Here is a 22,541-nt window from a genome sequence, read left to right on the forward strand (position 1 = left end):
CATATGTTTCAGTAATTTTGGGAAAGATTTTGAAAGGACGAGGTGTAAATGTTGGATATATAAAACCTATCGAGTCAGGGGGAGTTGAAGATACAACTTATGCTAAAACTGAACTTGAACTTTCCGAAGATTTGGCAGTATTAAATCCAATAAACTTAAAAAATCCGCTATCTCCAAATATCGCAGCAGCAGTTGAAGATGTTGAAATAGATATTGACAAAATAAAAGAATCATTCCAAAAATTGAAAGAATCTCACGAATATTTAATTGTTGAAGGGGCTGGCGGAGTATGCGTTCCTATAAAATCAGATTATTTAATGGCAGATTTAATTAAAGATTTAAATTTACCCTGTGTTTTGGTTTCAAGGCCGGACCTTGGAACAATTAATCACACGATACTATCAGTTGAATACTTGCGAAATAAAGGAATATTGGTAAAAGGAGTTATTATAAACTGCATTGACGAATTAAAAGACATTCCGTATTATGAAGAAACTTTTAATGCAATTGAAGAGTTTGGACACGTTGAAATAATCGGTGTTGTAAAAAATAAAGATGATTACTCGATAAATATTGATAAATTGCTTTAAATTCAAAATAATTATTTTTTTAAACTTTCTAAATTTTTTCTTATTTCGCAAATTTTGTTAAGTAGTAATTCTCTATCTTTTTTGGAAATTTCTTTTTTAAAAAGTTCAAATACCAGTTTTTCTTTTTGAATGTCGATTAAATTTAGAATTAAATCAATTTCAAAATCTGTTTTAGTTTCTTCAATTATTTTTTGCCATTTTTCTCCAATTTCATCAATTTTAGATTCGATTTCTATCTTTTCAGTTCCTTTAATTATGGTTAACTGTTTTTTAAGGTAATTTACGTTACATTTTTTATTGATCATCATTTTAAAACCAGCAACATGATATATGGGTATATATAATTATTATCAAGATTACACAAAAGTTATATTTATTGGGTTGCCCGGTGATACTTTGGATAGTACATTAATTGCAGGCGCTTTTTACAGCTCTTTTTTGTATACTGTGAGGATTTCTGTAGTTGTACTGTTAACCATTTACATTGTAAATTATTTTGTGAATCGGGGGCTTTTGGAAAAAATTTCAAATTATGCATCCCCAGTAACCAAAAAACTTAATTTAAACAGCTTTTTAGTTTCATCAATACTCGTTTCCTTTTTCAGCCCCACTGTTGGTTACACCATGCTTGCAGATGGGATAACTGAAAAAGAATTAACACAAACAGAAGTTTTGGCAGGAACATTGGCAAATTCGTTTCCTGCAGTACTCTCACACGTTTTAACGTATTATATTCCTGTAGTAATACCAATTTTAGGGTATACTGGAATAATTTATGTAATTTTAAGGCTTTCGATTGCATTTACAAAAAGTATATTGGGATTATTCATTTTATTAATAATTTCAAGAAAAAATATTGGAAAAATAAAAAGCCGTGGAAGTAAAATAAATAATAAAATTAGTCCTTTTGAAAAGACATTTAAATTTGCAAGAAGATTTGTTCCGATAATGTTTATTTCAATGTTTTTGGTACTTTACTTGTCAAAAATAGGATTTTTCGATGTTTTTTCCACAATTGTAATGCCTGTAACGAATATTTTTAATTTAAATCCAAATACTGGAATTTTGGCAATAACAGAGATAATAAATGTTTCAGCTGCAATGGTGATGGCAGGAACATTCTTAAATGAAGCCTCATTAACTCAAAATGAAGTTTTAATTGGCCTTATATTTGGAAATATTGTGGCATTTTCTACAAGATCGGTAAAACATTCGATTCCACTTCATTTTTCATTATTTGGTTCTAAAATGGGTACAAAAGTAATAATTTTAAATTCAGGAGTTACAATAATTTTAGATATCCTGATAATAGGTTTTTTAATTATGATTTAGGTGTTTTTATGAATTTAGCGGATTTTAAGTATATCGACTCACACTGTCATGTTGAAGATAAATCGCTCAATAAATATCGTGAAGATATCGTAAATAGGGCGTTTGACAAAAAAGTGCAGATGGTAACAAGCGGTACAAATTTAGGTAGCTGCAGGAGAGCAGTTGAATTAAAAGAGAAATATGGAATTTACGTAACTTTAGGATATCACCCTGGAAGAGTTAATGCGGATGATAATGCAATTGAAAAAGTTTATAATTTTATTCAGTCAAAAGAAAAAGAAATTTTAGCAGTTGGGGAAATTGGGCTTGATTTTGATGCAGAAAATATTGAAAGGCAGGAAAATATATTTAAAAAGTTCATAAAACTTGCAGAAGAAGTAAATAAGCCTGTAGTAATTCATGCAAGGGGCATGGAAGAGCGTTCTTACGAGATTTTAAAGAATGACGTGATTTCAATGTATCACTGCTACAGCGGTTCGCTAGAACTTGCAAAAGAACTAATCGAAAACGGTAATTTTATTTCATATTCTACACTGGTATGCTTTTCAGAACACCACAAAAATCTCGTTAAAAATCTAGGTCTCGAAAATGTCGTTGTTGAAACAGATAGTCCCTACCTTTCGCCTATAAAAGGTGAGAAAAACGAGCCAAAAAATGTAATAAAAGTTATTGAAACGATATGGGAATTAAAAAAGGATGAATACGCTTTAGATGAAATCACTAAAATTATATACAATAACACAAAGAGGTTATATCGTATCTGAGGGTGATATGATGGTAAAATTTACTGCAAAATTGATATCGATTATAACCGTGGAAGAAGCACTGAATTCCGAAGTTTCGGGAACTGTTCGTGTTAGGGCTTCTCATGATGATAGGGAACTTGACCCAAATCAAAATGTGGCAATACTTAATATTGAAGGAACTACCAGTTACCAAGCTTACTTTGTAGATCCTGATACTGACATTGAGAAGATAAAGGCAGATCTGGAAAAATACGGTGCAGTATTGAACCACAATTCAGAAGAAATAATTAAAAAATATGTAGAGAGGATGAATAATGAAGGATGCCAAGGGGATTGATAAACAATGGGTAATACTAAACGAACTGGCATCAAAGATTTCTAAAGTTCGGCCACTTCCTGAGGATGTTTATTCAAAACTCAGGATTGCAAACAACATCATTACTTACTATTTACTTGATGAACACGCAGATTTTGAAGTTTTAAGGGATGCTGAAAAAGAAATTTCTAAAATACAAGTAATACTGTTTGGATTAGCTGATCCTGGTACTTCAAAAGAATATCTGATCAAAATGGGTCAGGCATTACGAAATGAAATTAATCTTGAATTCCCACTGAAACAGACTTCATTTAATACTGAAGTTAAACGAAAAAAGGGTTCTGAGACAATAAGAATAACTATGCCAGTAGAAGTTCAAATAGAGGTTCTTGGTGAACTCAGTGAACATAACGGAGTAATATTTGAATTAAGTCAGGATGATGAACAAAAAATCCTTGTAGAAGGGGTAAAAGAGCGAATAACTTCTGCATTAAAAGATTTTTCAGTAATCTGGAAATTTCAGGATAACTAACTTTTTTTATTTTTTTTATATGTTATAACTCATAAATTTAAATTTATAAATATTATTTTCTAAAAATAAAAGAAGAAACAAATTAATTAAATTAATTTGTTTAATGGGTGTTCTGCAACAGGCACTGTTCCCATTTCTTTTGCTGTTTCTGCGATGATCATATCGGTCATTGCAACTGCAGGGAATGCAAGTTCAGCATTGTCGATTGGACCGTATAAAACGTAGTCACCTGACGTCATTGTCTGTACAATGTTTGCACCAATGTCACATACGTGGTGTACGTCTTTTGCGATCTGATCTTTTCCTTCTTCTCTTAATCCTTTTCTGAATTCTCTAAGCCAGTCCCATGCGGAAGGTACGTTGTGAATACCGCTACCTACTGGTAAACCGAGTTTTGCTTTAACTGCGAAAGCAGCTCTAACAGCGTGACCTGCACCGTTACCCATTGGGGTTACTGCAACGTCGATGAGTGGGTATTTAATACCTGCTTTTTCTGCAAGTTCTAACATACCGATGTCTTTTGTTTTACCACCATCGTTTAATACGTTTAACTTACCTCCAACGGATGGGTCCATTGGGTCGAAACATAAAACGATTGAAGCTTCAACATCACTGTTTGTTAAGTTTTCAATTTCTTCGTCTTCTGCAGCAACGTTGATTGAGTTGTAGATACACTGGTTTGCGTATCCTGCTTCTGTAGCTCTGTTTGCAGCAGCCATTCTTGCTTTACCGGATGTTGAGTCGAGTAACATTGGACCCTCCCATACTTCGGAAACAAAATCAATGTAGTTAACTAAAGCTTCTTCAGTACCACCGAAAACTTGCACGAATGCTGAATTTCCTGTGATGTCTTGCATTTCAGCTTGTTTGTTGATTAAAGCTTCAGCAGCTTTTTTATCGAAGATACCTTTTTTAGCATCTTCTACAATTTTGTGTCTTGAATAGAAAATTGTACCTGATAATGCGGTTGGGTATTCTCCTGGTTGTCCACCGAATTTTGCACCAGCGAACTCAATGACCATTTGTTCTTTGTCAAATCTAAACATTATTCCACCTCTGTTTAGGCTCTCTTATTTTATTAAGTCAAATAATGGTAAAACGGTTCCTAGAACATATACAAATATAAATCCTATTGCGAGTCCGTATGCAATACCTACGTCTCTTCCTGCCTTTTTACCGGTTCTCTGGATTATTTCAGCGTTGGTATTTTCAACGGTGTTTTCGATTTCATCGAGTTTTGCTTGAAGTCTTTTGTAGTCTTTTGTTGGTGTGACTACTGTTGGAATTTCAGACATTTACTCACCCCATTAAGAATTTTAAAGCTATTGGGATTGCAACTAATGCGACAGCAAATACTGAACCGTACATTAATCCTGTAACGGTTTCAGTTTGAACACCGGAAGCTAATCCAATGTCTCTTGTCATCAATCCTACTTTGTAATCCAATGCTTCATTTAATGATTTCATTGATTCAATGTCTGGCTCTGCTACAGTAGGGATACCTTCAATCATGAGGCCTCCTTCTTCCTCACCAGCAGCAGCTGCGCCACCTTCTAATTCAATAACCATAGGATCTTCTTCAAATGCTCCTGGGTCTTTTGAGATACAGTTTTTGATTGCATCTGAAATTTTTCCAGTGTCTTCAACATCGATTAAATCAATGCATTCAACGATTTGGCTTTGAAGTCTTCCAACTGGTTCTGTTCCTACATTTTCCATGAAAGGAATAGCTCCTTTAGCTCCGATGATACCACCATCGTCACCAATTCCGTTTTCATATAATGCTTTGATACATTGTCCAGTAATGTGTCCTTGAACTTCTGATCCAGTAATTACCATAAATCTAATGTTCGGGTTTGAAATGTAGTTTGCAACAACTTTTTCAATTCCTAAGTTTTCTGTGTGGCATGGTCCTGAAATAGCTGCACCAGCGTCAATTGCAGCCTGGTCCAAACCGTGGGAACCGAGTGTAACTACTGCAACACAGCTTTCAGGGTTACCCACTACGTATTCACCGTTAGCAACAGGCCATCCTGCTGCGGGGGCTTTTTTATCTGCCATTGTCTGCACCTCCTCCTTAGAGTAATGAGAATATCACAATTGAAAGGAACAATCCTATTGCAATACCTTGGATTTTTCCGTTGTAGTATCCTGAGTTAAATTTAGCAATCATTGCAGCTTCATTCATTTTTTCGGAGACAATTCTCATTCTAGCTTCTAATAACGCCATTTCAGGTGAAGTAGGTTTAATTGAAGTGGATTCTTCACCAGCAGCAGCTGCGCCACCTTCTAATTCAATAACCATAGGATCTTCTTCAAATGCTCCTGGGTCTTTTGAGATACAGTTTTTGATTGCATCTGAAATTTTTCCAGTGTCTTCAACATCGATTAAATCAATGCATTCAACGATTTGGCTTTGAAGTCTTCCAACTGGTTCTGTTCCTACATTTTCCATGAAAGGAATAGCTCCTTTAGCTCCGATGATACCACCATCGTCACCAATTCCGTTTTCATATAATGCTTTGATACATTGTCCAGTAATGTGTCCTTGAACTTCTGATCCAGTAATTACCATAAATCTAATGTTCGGGTTTGAAATGTAGTTTGCAACAACTTTTTCAATTCCTAAGTTTTCTGTGTGGCATGGTCCTGAAATAGCTGCACCAGCGTCAATTGCAGCCTGGTCCAAACCGTGGGAACCGAGTGTAACTACTGCAACACAGCTTTCAGGGTTACCCACTACGTATTCACCGTTAGCAACAGGCCATCCTGCTGCTGGGGCTTTTTTATCTGCCATTGTCTGCACCTCCTATTCAGATTACAACCCTATTAGGCTTAGATTCATTTTAACAGCCAATATAGTTACAAGCACAAGAACTGCCATTGTTACCCAGAAACCAAAGAACATTCCTTGGAACATACCTGCAAGTTTGTAAGTTCCTTCCCTTCCAGCGTATGCTTTCATAGGTGTGTTTCTTGGATCAAGCGAGTTTTCTAATGCTTTTGCGTATTGTGCTAATTTGTTTATTTCGTCTTCAACAGGGTGTAAATCTACAACGAGAATGTCTTTTCTCATTTCGGCTATTAAACCTGAGTCTACGTCCATTACTATGTGAAGTTCAGGACATACTTTGACGATATCCATCTATACCACCTTACTCTTTCTTAGGCAATTCTGGTACATATTTAACTTCGCAAGCGTCACCAAGTGACATTTTTACGAATGATCCGTAAGTGTATAACCAGAAGATTGCAGCTACTACTATTGAAACTATGTCTAATTTTGCAATTGAGAATATCAACCATGCCATCAATCCACATGCAACTGCAAGAGTAATTGTTCTCTTGTGGCTTTCATCTGGGCCGATACATGCGTTGAATGGGTGTAAAATTGACATACCTGCTGCAATAAATGCCAATGCAATAACTCCGTTGTTGATTGCACCATTAATAATTAAATCAGCTGAAAATCCGCCTGCAAATGCAGTACAGAATCCTAAAATTGCTAAAGCACCCATTAATGAGAGTTTAGTCATACTTGAAACGATAATTGGTACTTTCATTCCTACTGGATTTTGTGTTAATTTACCAACAATAAATCCAACAATTACTGCGATTACTGCAGCAAGGATTGGTGTAGCAAGTACTGGGAGTCCAAATGCTGAAGGTATTAAAACACCTGCCAATGCTGAAATTGTACCCATACCTAAACTTACCATTCCAATTGATGGAACACCTGTACCTAATCCGTAAGCGGCTACTCTTCTTGTAGTGTTTGCACCTGCAACACAAGCGCCCGCAGCTAATAACCCACCAATGAGCATAGCTAATGACGGAACAAATTGTGCAACGTACATTCCGATGATTGATAATACAGCGCCGATAGCTAAAACCTGATCTTCAGGAAAAAGCTCTGCTGCGTGTCCTCCACCACCATGTGACATAATTACACCTCAAATATTTTTGAAAACCATGCAGACTTAAAGTCCCATAGCCATTCCAATTAATACTGCTCCTGCGATTAATGAAGAAACAAATGAAGCAATAACTCCGTTTGGCATTTTCTTAAATTTAGGGTCGTGGAATCCTTCGATTGTACCACCAATATTGTATGAAGCTAATACTGCGTTCATGAAGAAGAATCCAACTGCCAATACACCTGCAATAGCTGCAGCAAATCCTAACTGCTGGAGTGCGATGTATGCAAGAGCACCACCAAGACCACCAAGTGCTGCACCAATTGTACCACTTACGAAACAAACGGTTGGAATACCGTGTCCTGTTGTACCTGGTGTAATGTATGGTTTTTGAATATCTCCTGTAATAGGGTCTTTTTCACATTTATCTGCTGCAGGGACGATACCAATACCGTATACATAGATAATCTGACCAATTAACATTGTAAGACCTAACATGATCATTGCACCGACAGCACCAGATAACATGATTAATAACATGTGAACTGGATTAGACAGTGAAACACCTGCTTGTGAAGCCATTGCAGCTGCAGCTAAGAGTCCAGTAAAACCTGCACCTGCTGCTAACTGTGTTGTACCTGTACCTACCCCTGTTGAAGTAGCCATCGCTGCTGGAGCACCACCTACTGGAACGAAGTGAACACTTGCGTTGATAATCGCTCCCGCAATGGTTATTTCCGCAAGAGGTAATATAAAGCTTGTAGCATCCATAATATCACCAATCTTCCTTATTTTAATTAATTTCTGTATGGTCCGTATTTGTTTCTAGCATATACCTCGAGTTTCCTGTTGATAACTGCTGCAACGGCCACTACTAAGAGACCTACTAAAAGTGCGATTGATGTTTTTGTTACTAAGTCTCCACCGATGATGTTACCGAGAATGCTTCTCCAGCCATCGAGGAAGATAATTAAACCAAAGCATAATCCTGTAAGTGGACCACCAAATCTTGAACAGAAGTATGAAGAATCTAAACCATTTCTTACCCCATATTCTGCGTAAATATCGATGTCACCTTGGTTAGCAACAGGGATACCGCCACCGAATGGGTATTTTTGGTATTCTCTTTCAGCACCGTAGTGAACGTCACCAGTTGATGAACCGATAGCACCTACAGTAATACCGAAGATCAATGAAACCAATGGTAATGGGAATGGGTTTCCTAATGCCGTTGTTGCTAAATATGCAGCAAGAGTCATTGTGAAAACAGCTATAAATCCGTGTCCTACGATTGGACCTATGTGTGATGTAAGAACATCCATGTAAACAGGTTGTCCGAACTTTTTGGACTGACCTACAGTTCTTCCAAGGAATGCACTAACTGAGTAAGCACCGTGTACGATTGCAGCAACACCTGCACCCACGATTATCGCTAAAACAACGTTTAATCCTGCGTTTATTAGTGCCCAAGCAATGGTACCTGCAACTGCAACATACAAACCGTATGATACAGGTTCCCCAGATATAGCCTTGTTGAAGTATCTGTGAATATTGCCCATTTGCGGACCTAATTGAACCTGAGAGTTAGGGTTGGACTGTGAACCGACGTCGGATTCCAAGTCTTCAGCACAACCAGAAACAGTCGCAGCTGCTCCTGCTAGGGCCAATGCCCCCAGAGAAATCAATGTTGGATCCATTATTTCACCTCACAATATAAGGGACTGTTAGCTATGCCTTTATTGGCTTTTTAAGCCTAGAGATATATCTATGCCGTTAGCTATTCAGTTATTATCTTGTTATATGATATATATTACTTTGTATTCCGTTTTTCATCGAATAACGTCTAATATTTTCTTTAATTTAATTAAAGTATATTTTAATTAATCTATATTGTTAACGATTATGAAACAATATATAATAAGTATAAAAAAAGGAAGCCAAGTGGCTCCCTTAAATTATAGAATTTATTTAGCAGGTAAGATAACGTCTCTTTCTCCTGCAGCTTCGAATTCTCTTAATGCTCCCCTAGCAATTTCTTTTCTAGGTTTGGAGAAATCGAATACGAGCATTGGGTCAGCGAATGCAACTTTTACCAATGGGTTAAGTGCAAATGCGTCTCCTCTTGCAGAGTGAGCAGCTTGTGCAATACCTGCGTATTCTCCCTGGTGACCTACGTTCATCGCGTAGTTAGGGTAGTTAGGTCCTCTTAATTCAAGAGGTGCAGCTTCGTCGTTTCTGATTGCGAGTGAGTTTGAAGCACCACACTGGTCCTGCAAGTCGTAACCGTAGAATCCGAGTCTGCTGTGGTATTCTTTGTGTAAGATTTGTGATAAGTACCAGCCGTTTACACCAGCGTTTGAGTTTCCTGTTGCCATACATACACCAATACCTGATGCAGCAGCAGCAACTGCAGCTCTTTGTGATCCACCGAAGTGGTCTTCTAATAATGCTGGGTAGTCATCGTACTGTTCTAATGCGTAGAGTGTAACTTCTCCAGCAACATCTTCTACTACATCCATTGTAGCTTTTGTTCCCATTCTACCGTATTTTTTCTCAACGTAGTCGAGTGCGTAGTATGAGAAGTCATCTAAGATATCGTCGGTGTATGATGCGGTAGCGTATTGAGTGAATCCTATACCACCAGACATGTATGCACCGAGCCAGATTTGGTCATATAAAGCAGCACCTGTTGCTACTACTTCTAATGATTGTTCAACTGGGTCTTCTGAAACTCTTGTTGTTTGTACAACATCGGAGAGAATACCGAATCTGATTCCTCCTGGTTCGTTTGGACCTCTTGCTCTTCTTCCTGGTAAAGCATTACCCATCTGAATTACATCAGCGTGTTTTGAAGCGTATGAGAAGTCAGCTGTTGCAGCTTCCCCTGCACAAAGTTTGTATGCGGTAATGAATGACATTCCGATCTGCATTGCAGACCATCTTGAGATTGTACCACCGTCACATACTCTACCTACGAGTGATGGAACTCTTGATACTTGGTATGTTTTTTTACCAATTGCAGCTTTTAATGTTTCAGCTTGTTCTTCAGGGAATAATTTGTTGATGTCGATTAAGAATCTGCTGTCTAATTCGTCAGCTAATTCATCGTCACCGGTGAAGATTCTAGCGTAACAGTCCCATGCAAGGGAAGGGTGAACTTCAACCATGTGTTCCTGAACAACAGCTCCTCCTGGAAGGGAGTGGTTGATTGTGTGCATGTATTCGTTGATTGTTTCAGGAGTTACTTCTACACCCAATCTTTTTTCTAAAACTGAGTGAGCAGTGTCCATACCTACAATAACAGTTCTTCTGATATCGTCCCATAATTGTTGGATAGCAGCGTTGTTTAAGAAGTGTAAATCGTCACCTTCACAGTAGTCGTCAGTGTTTGACAATTTGTAAGGCATTAATTTTCTCTGTCCTAGAGGAACACCAATATCTGGGTTGTAGAGTGGGATTCCTTGTCTTTTTTCAGCTACTATTTTTTCATTAGCTTCAACAAATTCTCTTTTTCTAGCAGATTGTTCCCAACCGCCAAAAGTATAGAATTTTGTGTACTTTTCTTTAGGGTCTTCTTCGAATTTTTCCTTTAAGGCTTTCAAAAATAATCTTTTTTCAGCTTCCATAAGTTCACCTCAATGGTTTAAGAGGTTTTTTTTAATTTAAAATTTAATTATAATCCTTTGAATGTTTCGTTTGTAGGGATGTATCCACCGAGTGTTCTTGCTCTGTGAATTCTTTTTACAACTTCGATAACGTCAGGATCTGCTCTCATTGCAACACCATCGTTTCTGTAGATGGTTGTAATTTCTCTTAATTTTGCTTCAGGGATTGGTTCTCCAACGTCAACAGGTGCATCGAGTGGTTTTCCCACCTGATCTTTTACGTACATAACGTGTCCGGTTTTTTCGTCGAATACACATCTTTGGAGTGCATCAAACATCATACCGTTTTCGTCTAATCTTAATGAGTGTCCGTGTACGGTTGCACCTCTCATACCTGATGTAGCAGGGTCAAAGAGTTCTGTATCCATGAGTATGTTTTTGGAGAATTCTTCAAGGTCACTTTCTCTACATTCAACAACTTGCCTTCCTGAGAGTGTACCTGCGTCTACTCCTCTTAATCTTGACATGTATGATCTTGATCTGTCGTATGGTTGAGCAGGAGCAAAGTACATTGAGTCAGCAAACTGAATGTATCTAACTCTGTGTCCTTCTTTAGCACCGTTTAATGGTTCTACTAAGTCTCTTGCGTAGTCTTCTACGAAGTCCATTTCTTCAAGTGGAGGGTGAACTGTTTTGTAGTCTTCACCAGGTTGTCTGTGTCCCATGATTTTTACAACATCTTCATCAGGGATTTCTCTTAATTTTTCCAATTCATAGTTTGGATTCAAGTGATTTCGTCTGTTTTCAGCAACTTTTGTTGCACCAGGGTAGAACTGAGGCGTGTATGCCATAAGATCACCTTAACCTAAATGTTTTTTTATGCTTTCAATGATTTCATCAATTTTTTTTTGAGGAGCTGATTCTCCTCTTATTACGCCAGTAATAATTTCAACGATTTTACCTTCAGTTTTTGATTCCAAAGGCATTACATTTTTCGTTTTTATTCCAATTGCTGCGAAATCTTCCATATCTACTGGAGTTTGGCAAACAATTATTGTAGGAATATCCACGTATTTTAAGAATAATCTAGCTTTGTAAATTATGTGGCTTTTTACATTTCCAAAATGTATTACACATAATTTATGCCTATTAACTTGTTTAGCTTCTTCGGGTTTAAGTCCAAAAGTGGAACCCAAACTTCCTTGTGGAGCATCTGACGGAATTCCCCCTCCTGCATCTAATACAAGAACGCTGGTCTGAATTCCCGCTTCCCTTATTCCATAGGTAATTTCGCACACGGGTTTTGTAATGTGCCTTCTCCCTGGAGACATTGCAACAACAACCACGTCGTTACGTAGCCCTTCTGCAAATGTTCCTCTTTGTGCAAGTCCGCCTCCTTCACCAAGACCCATAACAGCCCTACAATCAACGATCTGCTCTTTTCTACCTACTGGCATAAAATCACTTACTCGTTTTTTTCGCTCTTTGGGATAATTGTGACAGAAGAATCAAACTTACTTCTGGGGTCAGTTGCACCTAATAATCTTTTGTCGATATCATCAACAGCAGATTCCCCGTATTTTATGAAATCCGATACTGTAGGGTCGTTCCTTAAGAATTTACCCTTTGTTAACCGGTATCCAAATGGGAAAAGATCCTTACAGATTTCTTCGATTTTTTCAATTTCGCTTTCATCATCCAGTAAAACCCATAACCTTCCAACTTGAAGCATGAGTTCTACAGGGACTCCCTTAACAGTAATTTCCCTTTTTTCCGAGTGATTTACAGGAGTTCCTTTAGCTGGACCATATCCAACTTTATTGGGAAGAGATTCTCCATGTATGACTACTCTTTGAACTTTACTCAATGAATAAGCGCGGTTCAGGAATTTTTCGGTAGTTTCTGCTTTTAAATACCTATGTGGGAAGACTTCTAATTCAATCATCGTTTATTACCTTAAAACTGGTCTTTAATGCTTAAAGCTCCTTCAATTACGTATTTCATTGGTTCTCTGAATTCATCAAATGCTGAGTATACTGAACCAACTAATCCTGAAGTGTGTTCAGGTGAGAACATTTGTGTACCTGCATCTGCACACATTGCTGCACATACTGGAGGAATTGCGAATCCTTTGGAGTGTCTGGTTACAACGTGGTTACCGTTAAAGATACCAGGTCCACCACCACCGTAGATTGAGTGTGAGAAGAATGAGAATCCTACTGCAGTACCCATTGATCTACCGTAGTCAACACCAGGTAAACCAGTTTCGTACTCTAAAATATCGTTGAAGTATAAAATAACTGAAGCAACGTTCTGTGCTGCTCTTGCTGCACCACAGCTTACTGCAACTGCTGCAACTAATCCTGCTGCTGCGTATGCATTCCATTTGTTTACGTCAGCTGGTTTGTACATGTTGAATCCTGAGCTCATTGTTTTGTCAACAACGATTACGCCGTCAGCAATGGCTCTATCAATAACTGTTTCTACAACTGAACCAACAGTTCCTTTTGCATTTGCTTTAATAAAGTCAATAACTAAGTTATCAGCGTTTAATCCTTGGTAAGCTAAACCAAGTAAGTGCTGTCTTTCGAATGATCCTACTGCGTCACCCATTTCGAATGTTGCAGTTTGTTCCATAACTGATGAGAATGCAATAGCGTTCATCATGTTTTTCTTGGTTGTAGCAACTGCGTGGTTAACTGGAATGTTTCTTAAAGCGTAACCTAAACCTTCCATCATTGAAGGTGCACCTAAGAGTGATGCAATGTTACTGCCTGCGTAATCCATAACCTGTGGGTAGTTACCAACAATTGCAGCGTGCACTGTTGAACCATCGAACATGTCGATGTTGAATGTTTTAATAAGTGCTTCTTTTAATGCCATAGCAGTTGAAAGCATGGATACTGAGTATTCTGCAGCTACTTCCAATCTTGCGGTTGGAACTTGCACAGCTAACTGTTTTCCACCGTTGATTATTTTTACTGCTGTATCGTCGTCTTCGGATACTTTTAAGATTTTTTCTACTTCGTCAGCAATTGCTTGAGCATTGCTTACTGCAGATATATCCAAAGTTCTTCCTGGAACTTGACAGCCTTTTCCACCGATTTTACCTGCAGCTAAGGTACCTTCGATACCAGCTAGGTTCACAGCAACTGTTCTTTTGATGTTCTTTACCATACTTTTTATGGTAGGGTTGTATAATGGGCTAATAGCTTCTAATGGTACATTTTCGGCTACTAGGTTTCCTTTCGCATCGTACAAACTTATCTTATCTTCATACTTTACCATAGGAACCACTCCTATTTTTTTGATATATACATCATAACATTACTGAAAGAATATATATTCAAGTTTTCATTAAACTCAAATAGAAAAATATATATACTCTCCATCATCGATTAAGTTTTAGATTAGGTTAAATATCTCGATTTTTAGTACGTAATACTGTGTTAAATCGAAATTAACCCTGCTATTGTTGAGATAAAACGGATGTTTTTAATAGATTATTATTGATTACTATTTTTATAAAGCTAAATAAGATGGTAATATGAACCAAAAGTTTGGATTTAATAATATTGATGCGGGTTTTGGCTTTGAAGATACGGATAATAACGATTCAAATGACAAATCCCAGCTGTTAATCGACCTTAAAGGGGAACCTGGAAAGAATTGTGGCGGTTTTTGTAAATTTTGCTACTTTAGGAAAGTTAATTTTAATAATCCTGAACCTTTAGGCTGTGGGCAGTGCACATTCCAGATAGGATGCGACTACTGTACAAATTCGATAAGGGAAATCAATGGAAACTTTATTCCCGTACCTTTTGCAATCGAACAGGTTCAGAACGCGATAATATTCAAAAGATATGAAAAAGTAAATATTACAAGCGGTGGAGACACTAGTTACTACCCATATCTTGAGGATTTATGCAAAATAATCAATGAAATGGGTTTAAAGATACACTTAGGTTATACTTCGGGTAAGGGGTTAAAAGGTATCGAATCGGCAAAATATCTTGTGGATTCCGGTGTAGACGAAGTCACATTTTCTGTTTTTTCTACAGATCCCAATCTTAGAAAAGAATGGATGAATGATAAAAATCCAGAACAATCTCTTGAATGTTTAAAATATTTTTGTGAGAATTGTGAAACCCACTGTGCGATAATCGTAATTCCTGGGGTGAATGATGGCGAAGTATTAAAAAATACTATTTCAGATCTCGTTTCATGGGGTGCGAATGCCGTAATACTGATGAGGTTTGCAAATAATGTTGAAAATGGACTTATTTTTGGAAATGAACCATTAATTGAAGAGATACCTGTTCATACGGTCGAAGAATTTGGGACTTTGGTAAAAGAAATGCACGAATTATTTGGAAATAGCGTAAGAATTTCTGGAACTCCAGTATATGACCCAATAACAAACACGCCATTCGCAATTTGTCACGAAGAGGAAATTTTGAATGAACTCAGGGCTAAAATTAAAGCACAAGCAACGATAATTACCGGAAATGTTTCTTATATATATTTAAGCAAAATTTTCGAAAACACGCCGATAAAGGTTATATCTGTAAACAAAGATATTGCAGATTTAATTACAAAAACAGACCTTGAAACAGTTGATTTATCACAAGTAACTGATACTGTACTTTATCCTGTAAATGCACTTGTTCACGAAAGAGATGCAGAAGATATTTTTACAAAAGATGGAATGAAAAGAATAGTTTTAAAGGGAATTGATAAATTAACAATGGATGGCGAAGTTTCAGGAATTTTCACCAAAGAAGAAGCAATAGAATTTGAAGTAAATGCATTTAATGAATTAATTGAAAAAATAAATTTCTTTGGAAATCCTGTTTAATTTTTTTAATTTTTTTTATAATTAAATATAATTATAAATTTAGATATACAAATTAATTTATCCAAAAAGAAAAATGCCGAGGGGGGGACTTGAACCCCCGACCTCTCGGTTTCCCAGGACCCAAGGGGAAGAACCCCTTAGGAATTTCCGTATGAGCCGAGCGCTATAACCAGCCTAAGCCACCTCGGCAATGTGCTTCATCAAAGCATCTTAAAGTAAGCAGAACAAATATATATAGTTTTTGTAGAAAGTTTTATATACTGAAATACAAAACTACACTATGCTTAATTGAATAAGCACTTTTCAAAGGTTCACTGTGCGAGGGTTGCCAAGCCTGGTTAAAGGCGCTAGGTTGAGGGCCTAGTCTCATAGGAGTTCGAGGGTTCGAATCCCTTCCCTCGCATATTTTTTAAAACAAAATGCGTTTTTTATAAAGTTTATTTTAAAAATGATTTTTTCATAATCTATACTAATATTATTTTATCTAAATTTTTTAATTTTTACACCATTCTATATATAAAAGTCGGAAGAATATTTTTATTATAATCATCGAAGGGATAATATGGATGAGATAATAGTATGTATTACCGGAGCTAGCGGTGTAATTTATTCAAAACGGCTTTTAGAAGTTTTAAAAGAAGAAAATATTAAAACATCGCTGATAATCTCAAATTCTGCTAAAAAAATAATCAAACACGAACTTAAAATGGAAATTGACGAATTTAAAAAACTTGCCGACAACAACTATGAAAACGATAACTTTTTTGCACCTGTGGCATCAGGTTCTCATAAATTTAAAGCAGCAGTGGTAGTTCCATGTTCTATGAAGTCGTTGTCATCAATAGCAACAGGATACAGCGATAATTTAATTGGAAGAGTCTGTGATATTTCATTAAAAGAGCGAAGGGATTTAATAATCGTTCCAAGAGAAATGCCATTTAGTACAATCCATCTTGAAAATATGACAAAACTATCACATTTGGGAGTTTCAATAATTCCACCTGCTCCCGGATTTTACAACGATCCAAAAACAATAGATGATCTAGTGAACTTTGTTGTTGGAAGAATTTTGGACAATTTAAAAATTGAAAATAAAATATTTAAGAGATGGGGAGAATAATTACCTGCTAATAACTTGGTGAAAATATGCTTGATAAATTAGGCCAGAATCTCTCTGATGCACTAAACAAACTTAAAAACGCTACTTTTGTCGATAAAAAACTCGTAAAAGAAGTAATTAAAGATATTCAAAAGGCTTTAATCCAGTCCGACGTCAACGTGAAATTAGTATTTAACATGAGTAAGGAAATTGAGAGAAAAGCTATCGACGAAGCGCCTCCAAAGGGACTTTCAAAAAAAGAACACATTGTAAAGATTGTTTACGATGAACTCGTAAAATTACTTGGTGAAACCACTCAAAAATTAGAGCTTGACCCTTCAAAAAAATCTGTAATTTTACTTATTGGTATTCAGGGAAGTGGTAAAACAACGAGTGCTGCAAAACTTGCAAGATATATTCAGAAAAAAGGTTTAAGACCCGGATTAATTGCAGCAGATGTTTACAGGCCTGCAGCATACCAGCAGTTAAAACAGCTTTCTGAAAAAATAAATGTTCCACTATTTGGTGACGAAACAAGAACAAAAACACCTGTAGAAATCACTAAAGAAGGAATGGAAAAACTAAAAAAAGTAGATGTTGTAATCATCGATACAGCAGGTAGGCACAAGGAAGAAGAAGGTCTTTTAGCTGAAATGAAAGAAATGAAAGATTTAACGAATCCAAATGAGATAATCCTTGTAATTGATGGAACTTTAGGTCAGCAGGCTAAAAATCAAGCAAAAGCATTCAAAGAATCCGTTTCAGAAATTGGAAGTATTTTGGTTACAAAATTAGATGGTTCTGCAAAAGGTGGTGGTGCGTTGAGTGCTGTTGCAGAAATAAATGCTCCAATTAAATTTATTGGAACTGGTGAAGGGGTTGATAATTTAGAACAGTTCGACCCAAAAAAATTCATCTCCAGAATTCTTGGATTGGGAGATTTAGATTCCCTTTTAGAGAAAACTGAAGATATAATGGACGAATCAACGGAAGAAAGTATTGATTCTATCTTAAAGGGTAAATTTACATTAATCGAGCTTTATGCACAGCTTGAGACAATATCCAAAATGGGTCCTATGAAACAGATTTTAAGCATGATTCCTGGAATGGGCGGAAACATGCCAAAAGAAGCTGCACAGTTAACGGAAGCTAAATTAAAAAGATACAAGATCATGATGGACTCAATGACAATGGAAGAAAAAGAAAATCCTGAACTTATAAAAACTTCAAGGCTTCAAAGAATTGCAAAAGGGGCAGGAGTAAAACAGGAAGAAATAAAGGATCTTTTAAAATACTATTCAACGACTAAAAATGCGTTTGGAAATTTGAAGCGCGGAAAAATGCCAAAAATGGGCGGACAGATGGGCCAGATCATGAGGCAGTTAATGTATAAGGATTAACTTAAAAAACAATTATTACTTTTTTTAGTATCAGTTTCACGAAAACAATTAAATAATAAAAATGCGTTTTTGATCTAGGCTAATTTTGGGTAGATAAATGTCGGGTTAAGTTCGATATAAGTTTTTTTGGAGATAAAATGAGATTTACAGTAAATGATTCGTTAATAACAAGCGTGGCATTATTCATCATTGCTTTTTTATTGCAAGGAATACCTGCTATATTACTGCCGGAACTTGTCAACAACCCCGTTATAAACCAGATGATATTAATAATGGCAAATACTCTCAGGTTTTTAGGATTATTGTTTGCAATAATGTCGATTGTTTTTTGGAAAAAAGGAATGGTAATTCGATATTAAAGGTTTAATCCAGTAATGTGGATTCCAGCACCTTTTAATTTGTATTTTATGTTTAACTGTATTAATAATGGTGTAATTTGTTCTATAAATTTTGAAATTTCTAATTTTCCAGCATCAATTCCTCTAACTCCTGGAATTTCGCTTGCAAGTTCAACAATCACTTTCTTAGCATCGTTGTCATTTCCTGCAATTAAAACATCGCATGCAACTTCGCAATCTAAATCTTCTAAACATTTTGAGCAGATGTTTTGAAATCCGCTGACAACTTTTGATTCTGGAAGCATTTCTTGGATTAATTCTGCAACTGACCCTTGAGGGCATGCAATAACTCTTGTTGGTTTGTCTCCGATTGCTGTTGCAAGTGGAACTCCAATTGATACAACAATTTTTCCTTTTAAAGCTTCTTTTAATTCTTTTATTGTGGAAATTGTATATTCAAAGGGCAATGATACAATAACTACATCTGCTAATTTTGAAGCTTCAAGGTTGGTCATTCCTTTAATATCTGCAGAATATCCTTTATCTGAAATTATTTTCAAAGCATTTTCGGAAGCTTCAATGGCTTTTTCAGCTTTTCTTGATCCGATCAATATTTCATGATTTTTTGAAAATCTAAGTGCAAGGCCAAATCCTTGATCTCCTGTTCCACCAAGTATCGCAATCTTCATAATCACACCTTTTAATTTATTTTATTTTTCAAGCATTGATAGATATTTGTTTATCGTTTCCCTGCTGTTTACCGCATCTCGTATACTTTTAGATTCAAAAGATAAAACATTATCGTAATTAATAATTTTCAATTCGCTCAAAATTTTTAAAAAGTCAATGTTTCCAGCACCAATTAATGCATGTTCGTCTTCAATTCCTTGATTATCGTGAATATGACAGTGGACAATTCCTTTTCCAATTTTATTTAACTCTTTTACGAAATTTTCAGGGTTTTTGGTTGCAGTATTTGCGTGACCAATATCAAAGGTAATTCCAAGGTACTTTGAGTTGATATCTTTTATAATGTCTTTTAATGATTCAATGGAAACTCCCAAAACTCCAGGGTAATTTGGCATGTTTTCTAAACCAATCATTACTTCGTAGTCTTCTGCCATTTCAACTATATCATTTAATGAAGAAAAATTGTTATCCAATATTTCTTTTGTATAGTCAGACCAAAGTGGCGGTAAATATCCAGGGTGAACCGTAACAACGTTTGCATCTAGTTCAAAAGCACCTTCAATTGCTTCAATGACACTGTTTGTTGTTAAGTTTCTAACATCTCTATTCATTGATGCAGGATTTAAATCTGAAAACGGTGCGTGAATTACCAAATCAACATCGTATTCTTCTCTTAAATTTCTTAAATATTTTATATTTTTAGGATTTAACTGATGACTTCCTTCAGAAACAATTTCCCAGCAGTCAAATGAGTTTGCTGCAACTTTTTCCATTGAGGACTGCAGAGTTTCTGGTAAAAATACTAAAGATGATATCCCATATTTCATGACTATCTCTCCCCGCTTTATCTATTAATATAATAAAAGCGTTCTATCTATTAATTAGTTTTTATTCTGGTGATAGCGTGCAATTAAAAACACCCCTTTCAAAGGAAGACGTTAGAAAACTTAAAGTTGGAGATATTGTATACTTAAGCGGTGATATCTGTACCGGAAGAGATGAAGCACATATAACAACAATAGGGGAAAAAAAACCTCCAATAAACCTTGAAAATGGGGTAATTTATCATGCAGGCCCCATAATGAAAAAGGAAAATGAAACTTGGAAATGTGTTGCCATTGGGCCGACAACATCTGCTCGAATGAATGGACTCGAGGAAGACTTCATAAGAATTACAAATATTTCAGCAATTGTTGGAAAAGGTGGCATGGATGATAAGCTTTTGAAGACTTTTGAAGAATTCGGTGTAGTATACCTTGCAGCCCCGGGGGGTTGTGCGGCACTTTTGGCAGATTCGATTAATGAAGTAAAAAACGTTTATCATCTTGAACTTGGAATGCCAGAAGCGTTCTGGGAATTAAGTGTTGAAAATTTTGGACCATTAATTGTAGCAATGGATTCTCACGGAAATAGTTTATATTCTAAAGTTAACGAAGATGTCGATAAAAATTTAGAAAATATTCTCAAAAACTTATAATTTTTTTTAAAACAGATATTAATTTCATTAATCTAAATATACAAATTAATTTTCCCAAAGTAAAAAAAGAGATTTTGGATTCCAATTATTTAATTGGAACGAACATTGAACCTCTTGTTGCACCCATACCTGGTGAACCGTGTTGAACAACGCCTCTTGTTGGAGCCATTTCTCCTAAGAATCTTCCAACGGTTTCTTCAACTAATTTAATTTCTTTGAATTCTTTACCGTTGTAGATACCAAATGTTAATCCAATCATTTCAGGAGTAATAACAAAGTCTCTGCAGTGAGTTCTTATAACTCTTGCATCTTTGCCTCTGTTTGTTAATCTTCTAGCTTTTTTGATTTTCATAACTAATTTTCTTTGTTTAGGAGTGATTCCTCTGGCCATTGTTCTTCTTTGTCTTGAAGGAACAATTTCCATGAATTTTTTGATAGGCATCTCTTGAAGTTCTTCCAAACTGAAGCCTTTGTATTTAAATTCTACTCTTCTTCTTGGTGCCACATTTTGTTTTTGTTTATTTTTCTTTCTGGCGCCACCTTTGCCACTATACTTTTTTTGTCTGGCCATGTTTTCACCTTTAAAATTTAAAGAGATAGCTTAAGTTATTATCGTTTACCGGTTCTTCTTGAAGCGATATGTCCTACTTTTCTACCTGGGGATGTATGTCTTGAAACGCTTGAAGGTTTTCCTATGTGCTGGTGTCTTCCACCACCGTAAGGGTGATCTACAGCGTTCATTGCAACACCTCTAACTTTTGGCCATGCAACAGCTTTAGCGCTTAATGAATGGTATTTTTTACCTGCTTTAACAAATGGTTTTTCTTTTCTTCCACCACCTGCTACAACACCAACTGTTGCTCTGCATGCAGGGTTCAATACTTTTGAAAAACCTGAAGGTAATCTTACGATAGTTTTTCCAACATCGTGGGAAATAACGTGTGCGTAGCATCCACCAGATCTTACTAATTTACCGCCATCTCCAGGGATGGTTTCAATGTTGTATACTGGAATACCTTCTGGGATTTCTCCAAGTGGTAAAACGTTTCCAGGTTTGATTTCTGCGCTGATACCGCATTCAATCTCTTCCCCAACTTGAATTCCTTCTGGAATTAACACTAATCTTTCTTCATCATTAGCAAATTTTACTTTTGCTACAGGTGCAGATCTTCCAGGGTCGTGTAATATATCAATAACAGTTCCGAGGATTTTTCCGTCTTTTTCCATTTCGTCGTAACTTCTGTATTTAACTGCACCTTTTCTTTTATGAGTGGGGGATCTGTATTTCGGAGTCCCTCGTCCTCTATTCTGGGAAATCAGTCTTTTACCCATTATATCACCATATTATTTAATAGTGTTTTCTTAAATCGAATTAGTAGATTCCTAAGCTTGCAGCTACTTCTCCAGCGTTGTATTCATCTTTCAACGTAATGTATGCTTTTTTCTTTCCTTTTGGAGTAATGCTTGTGTTTATGTCTGCAACTTCAGCATCGAACAATTCTTTAATTGCTGCTCTAACGTCTGCTTTTGTTGCTTTTCTTTCAACGTAAAATACCAATCTGTTTTCTTCTTCAATGAGTTTCATTGTTTTTTCACTAACGATTGGTGTTTTTATAACATCAAAGGCATCCATGCCATTCA

General features: G+C 36.2%; 29 protein-coding genes and 2 tRNA genes. 11 read left to right on the forward strand and 20 right to left on the reverse strand.

From position 1 onward, the window contains the following. Window positions 1-17 precede the first annotated feature (17 nt). Complete coding sequence (gene bioD / locus MMJJ_RS06270) at window positions 18-590, forward strand: dethiobiotin synthase (RefSeq protein WP_104838121.1); 573 nt, start codon at window positions 18-20, stop codon at window positions 588-590. A gap of 11 nt (window positions 591-601) precedes the next feature. Here the strand turns inward: bioD and MMJJ_RS06275 are convergent, their stop codons facing one another. Then, a complete protein-coding gene (locus MMJJ_RS06275; RefSeq protein WP_104838122.1) occupies window positions 602-898 on the reverse strand; it encodes a hypothetical protein in 297 nt (98 codons plus the stop codon). A gap of 88 nt (window positions 899-986) precedes the next feature. Between MMJJ_RS06275 and MMJJ_RS06280 the strand changes: the two genes are divergently transcribed. The 4 genes from MMJJ_RS06280 to MMJJ_RS06295 are packed head-to-tail and all read left to right on the forward strand — an operon-like array spanning window position 987 to window position 3,516. Next, window positions 987-1,922, forward strand: coding sequence for a nucleoside recognition domain-containing protein (locus MMJJ_RS06280; RefSeq protein WP_104838123.1), 936 nt, complete (start codon window positions 987-989; stop codon window positions 1,920-1,922). Window positions 1,923-1,930: 8 nt separating this feature from the next. Next, a complete protein-coding gene (locus MMJJ_RS06285; protein WP_104838124.1) occupies window positions 1,931-2,686 on the forward strand; it encodes a TatD family hydrolase in 756 nt (251 codons plus the stop codon). A gap of 10 nt (window positions 2,687-2,696) precedes the next feature. Beyond that, the gene (locus MMJJ_RS06290) at window positions 2,697-3,005 is read left to right on the forward strand and encodes a DUF749 domain-containing protein (protein WP_013999876.1); all 309 of its coding nucleotides are present in this window, start codon (window positions 2,697-2,699) and stop codon (window positions 3,003-3,005) included. Then, complete coding sequence (locus tag MMJJ_RS06295) at window positions 2,983-3,516, forward strand: DUF2096 family protein (protein ID WP_104838125.1); 534 nt, start codon at window positions 2,983-2,985, stop codon at window positions 3,514-3,516. The genes MMJJ_RS06290 and MMJJ_RS06295 overlap by 23 nt, the downstream gene beginning before the upstream one ends. Window positions 3,517-3,602: 86 nt before the next feature. On the opposite strand, the gene mtrH is transcribed toward MMJJ_RS06295, so the two are convergent. The 13 genes from mtrH to mcrB all read right to left on the reverse strand — a co-directional run bounded on the left by mtrH (window position 3,603) and on the right by mcrB (window position 14,326). Then, window positions 3,603-4,562: a tetrahydromethanopterin S-methyltransferase subunit H gene (gene mtrH / locus MMJJ_RS06300; RefSeq protein ID WP_104838126.1), complete on the reverse strand. Its 960-nt coding sequence runs from the start codon at window positions 4,560-4,562 to the stop codon at window positions 3,603-3,605. A gap of 24 nt (window positions 4,563-4,586) precedes the next feature. Beyond that, entirely contained in the window at window positions 4,587-4,811 is a 225-nt protein-coding gene (gene mtrG / locus MMJJ_RS06305; protein ID WP_011171510.1) for a tetrahydromethanopterin S-methyltransferase subunit MtrG, read from the reverse strand. Between the two features lie 4 nt (window positions 4,812-4,815). Then, window positions 4,816-5,577, reverse strand: coding sequence for a tetrahydromethanopterin S-methyltransferase subunit A (mtrA, locus tag MMJJ_RS06310; protein WP_104838127.1), 762 nt, complete (start codon window positions 5,575-5,577; stop codon window positions 4,816-4,818). Between the two features lie 16 nt (window positions 5,578-5,593). Then, window positions 5,594-6,313 (reverse strand): tetrahydromethanopterin S-methyltransferase subunit A, encoded by a 720-nt coding sequence (gene mtrA / locus MMJJ_RS06315; protein ID WP_013999872.1) that lies wholly within the window; start codon window positions 6,311-6,313, stop codon window positions 5,594-5,596. Window positions 6,314-6,334: 21 nt separating this feature from the next. Further along, entirely contained in the window at window positions 6,335-6,661 is a 327-nt protein-coding gene (locus MMJJ_RS06320; protein WP_011171507.1) for a tetrahydromethanopterin S-methyltransferase subunit B, read from the reverse strand. A gap of 10 nt (window positions 6,662-6,671) precedes the next feature. Beyond that, entirely contained in the window at window positions 6,672-7,460 is a 789-nt protein-coding gene (gene mtrC / locus MMJJ_RS06325) for a tetrahydromethanopterin S-methyltransferase subunit MtrC (protein ID WP_104838128.1), read from the reverse strand. A gap of 36 nt (window positions 7,461-7,496) precedes the next feature. After that, window positions 7,497-8,204, reverse strand: a complete 708-nt coding sequence (gene mtrD / locus MMJJ_RS06330; protein WP_011171505.1) for a tetrahydromethanopterin S-methyltransferase subunit D — start codon at window positions 8,202-8,204, stop codon at window positions 7,497-7,499. Between the two features lie 26 nt (window positions 8,205-8,230). Continuing rightward, on the reverse strand, window positions 8,231-9,130 hold the full coding sequence (mtrE, locus tag MMJJ_RS06335) for a tetrahydromethanopterin S-methyltransferase subunit E (protein WP_011171504.1): 900 nt from the start codon (window positions 9,128-9,130) through the stop codon (window positions 8,231-8,233). 267 nt (window positions 9,131-9,397) lie between these two features. Next, window positions 9,398-11,059 carry a coenzyme-B sulfoethylthiotransferase subunit alpha gene (mcrA, locus tag MMJJ_RS06340; protein ID WP_104838129.1) on the reverse strand — a complete coding sequence of 554 codons (1,662 nt, stop codon included), beginning with the start codon at window positions 11,057-11,059 and terminating at the stop codon, window positions 9,398-9,400. Window positions 11,060-11,106: 47 nt separating this feature from the next. Then, window positions 11,107-11,889, reverse strand: coding sequence for a coenzyme-B sulfoethylthiotransferase subunit gamma (gene mcrG, locus MMJJ_RS06345; RefSeq protein WP_104838130.1), 783 nt, complete (start codon window positions 11,887-11,889; stop codon window positions 11,107-11,109). A 9-nt stretch (window positions 11,890-11,898) separates the two neighbouring features. Beyond that, on the reverse strand, window positions 11,899-12,495 hold the full coding sequence (gene mcrC / locus MMJJ_RS06350; protein WP_011171501.1) for a methyl-coenzyme M reductase I operon protein C: 597 nt from the start codon (window positions 12,493-12,495) through the stop codon (window positions 11,899-11,901). An 8-nt stretch (window positions 12,496-12,503) separates the two neighbouring features. Continuing rightward, entirely contained in the window at window positions 12,504-12,983 is a 480-nt protein-coding gene (gene mcrD / locus MMJJ_RS06355) for a methyl-coenzyme M reductase operon protein D (RefSeq protein WP_104838131.1), read from the reverse strand. 11 nt (window positions 12,984-12,994) lie between these two features. Beyond that, entirely contained in the window at window positions 12,995-14,326 is a 1,332-nt protein-coding gene (gene mcrB, locus MMJJ_RS06360; protein WP_104838132.1) for a coenzyme-B sulfoethylthiotransferase subunit beta, read from the reverse strand. A gap of 259 nt (window positions 14,327-14,585) precedes the next feature. Here mcrB and mmp10 point away from each other — a divergent pair, with 259 nt between their 5' ends. Beyond that, complete coding sequence (mmp10, locus tag MMJJ_RS06365; RefSeq protein ID WP_104838133.1) at window positions 14,586-15,896, forward strand: methyl coenzyme M reductase-arginine methyltransferase Mmp10; 1,311 nt, start codon at window positions 14,586-14,588, stop codon at window positions 15,894-15,896. A 74-nt stretch (window positions 15,897-15,970) separates the two neighbouring features. Here mmp10 and MMJJ_RS09320 read toward each other — a convergent pair. Beyond that, window positions 15,971-16,085 (reverse strand) — tRNA-Met (locus tag MMJJ_RS09320). Between the two features lie 129 nt (window positions 16,086-16,214). Here MMJJ_RS09320 and MMJJ_RS06370 point away from each other — a divergent pair. The 4 genes from MMJJ_RS06370 to MMJJ_RS06385 all read left to right on the forward strand — a co-directional run bounded on the left by MMJJ_RS06370 (window position 16,215) and on the right by MMJJ_RS06385 (window position 18,754). Then, window positions 16,215-16,299 (forward strand) — tRNA-Leu (locus tag MMJJ_RS06370). 159 nt (window positions 16,300-16,458) lie between these two features. After that, complete coding sequence (locus MMJJ_RS06375; RefSeq protein ID WP_104838134.1) at window positions 16,459-17,016, forward strand: UbiX family flavin prenyltransferase; 558 nt, start codon at window positions 16,459-16,461, stop codon at window positions 17,014-17,016. Window positions 17,017-17,042: 26 nt separating this feature from the next. Then, a complete protein-coding gene (locus MMJJ_RS06380; RefSeq protein ID WP_104838135.1) occupies window positions 17,043-18,395 on the forward strand; it encodes a signal recognition particle protein Srp54 in 1,353 nt (450 codons plus the stop codon). A gap of 137 nt (window positions 18,396-18,532) precedes the next feature. Further along, window positions 18,533-18,754 carry a hypothetical protein gene (locus MMJJ_RS06385; RefSeq protein WP_104838136.1) on the forward strand — a complete coding sequence of 74 codons (222 nt, stop codon included), beginning with the start codon at window positions 18,533-18,535 and terminating at the stop codon, window positions 18,752-18,754. On the opposite strand, the gene npdG is transcribed toward MMJJ_RS06385, so the two are convergent. Both npdG and MMJJ_RS06395 read right to left on the reverse strand, forming a co-directional pair. Beyond that, window positions 18,751-19,422, reverse strand: a complete 672-nt coding sequence (gene npdG / locus MMJJ_RS06390; protein ID WP_104838137.1) for an NADPH-dependent F420 reductase — start codon at window positions 19,420-19,422, stop codon at window positions 18,751-18,753. The two genes, MMJJ_RS06385 and npdG, sit on opposite strands and share 4 nt — an antisense overlap. A gap of 21 nt (window positions 19,423-19,443) precedes the next feature. After that, window positions 19,444-20,250, reverse strand: coding sequence for a sugar phosphate isomerase/epimerase family protein (locus MMJJ_RS06395; protein ID WP_104838138.1), 807 nt, complete (start codon window positions 20,248-20,250; stop codon window positions 19,444-19,446). A gap of 77 nt (window positions 20,251-20,327) precedes the next feature. Between MMJJ_RS06395 and MMJJ_RS06400 the strand changes: the two genes are divergently transcribed. Beyond that, a complete protein-coding gene (locus tag MMJJ_RS06400) occupies window positions 20,328-20,900 on the forward strand; it encodes a FumA C-terminus/TtdB family hydratase beta subunit (RefSeq protein WP_104838139.1) in 573 nt (190 codons plus the stop codon). An 85-nt stretch (window positions 20,901-20,985) separates the two neighbouring features. On the opposite strand, the gene MMJJ_RS06405 is transcribed toward MMJJ_RS06400, so the two are convergent. From MMJJ_RS06405 to MMJJ_RS06415, 3 genes are read right to left on the reverse strand one after another with little or no spacing between them, the layout of a single operon-like run. After that, on the reverse strand, window positions 20,986-21,471 hold the full coding sequence (locus tag MMJJ_RS06405; RefSeq protein ID WP_011171491.1) for a 30S ribosomal protein S19: 486 nt from the start codon (window positions 21,469-21,471) through the stop codon (window positions 20,986-20,988). A gap of 38 nt (window positions 21,472-21,509) precedes the next feature. Further along, window positions 21,510-22,232 (reverse strand): 50S ribosomal protein L2, encoded by a 723-nt coding sequence (locus MMJJ_RS06410; RefSeq protein ID WP_011171490.1) that lies wholly within the window; start codon window positions 22,230-22,232, stop codon window positions 21,510-21,512. 40 nt (window positions 22,233-22,272) lie between these two features. Then, window positions 22,273-22,533 carry a 50S ribosomal protein L23 gene (locus MMJJ_RS06415; RefSeq protein ID WP_011171489.1) on the reverse strand — a complete coding sequence of 87 codons (261 nt, stop codon included), beginning with the start codon at window positions 22,531-22,533 and terminating at the stop codon, window positions 22,273-22,275. Between the last annotated feature and the right edge of the window lie 8 nt (window positions 22,534-22,541).

The organism is Methanococcus maripaludis, from assembly GCF_002945325.1.
Lineage (GTDB): Archaea > AGJL01 > Methanococci > Methanococcales > Methanococcaceae > Methanococcus > Methanococcus maripaludis.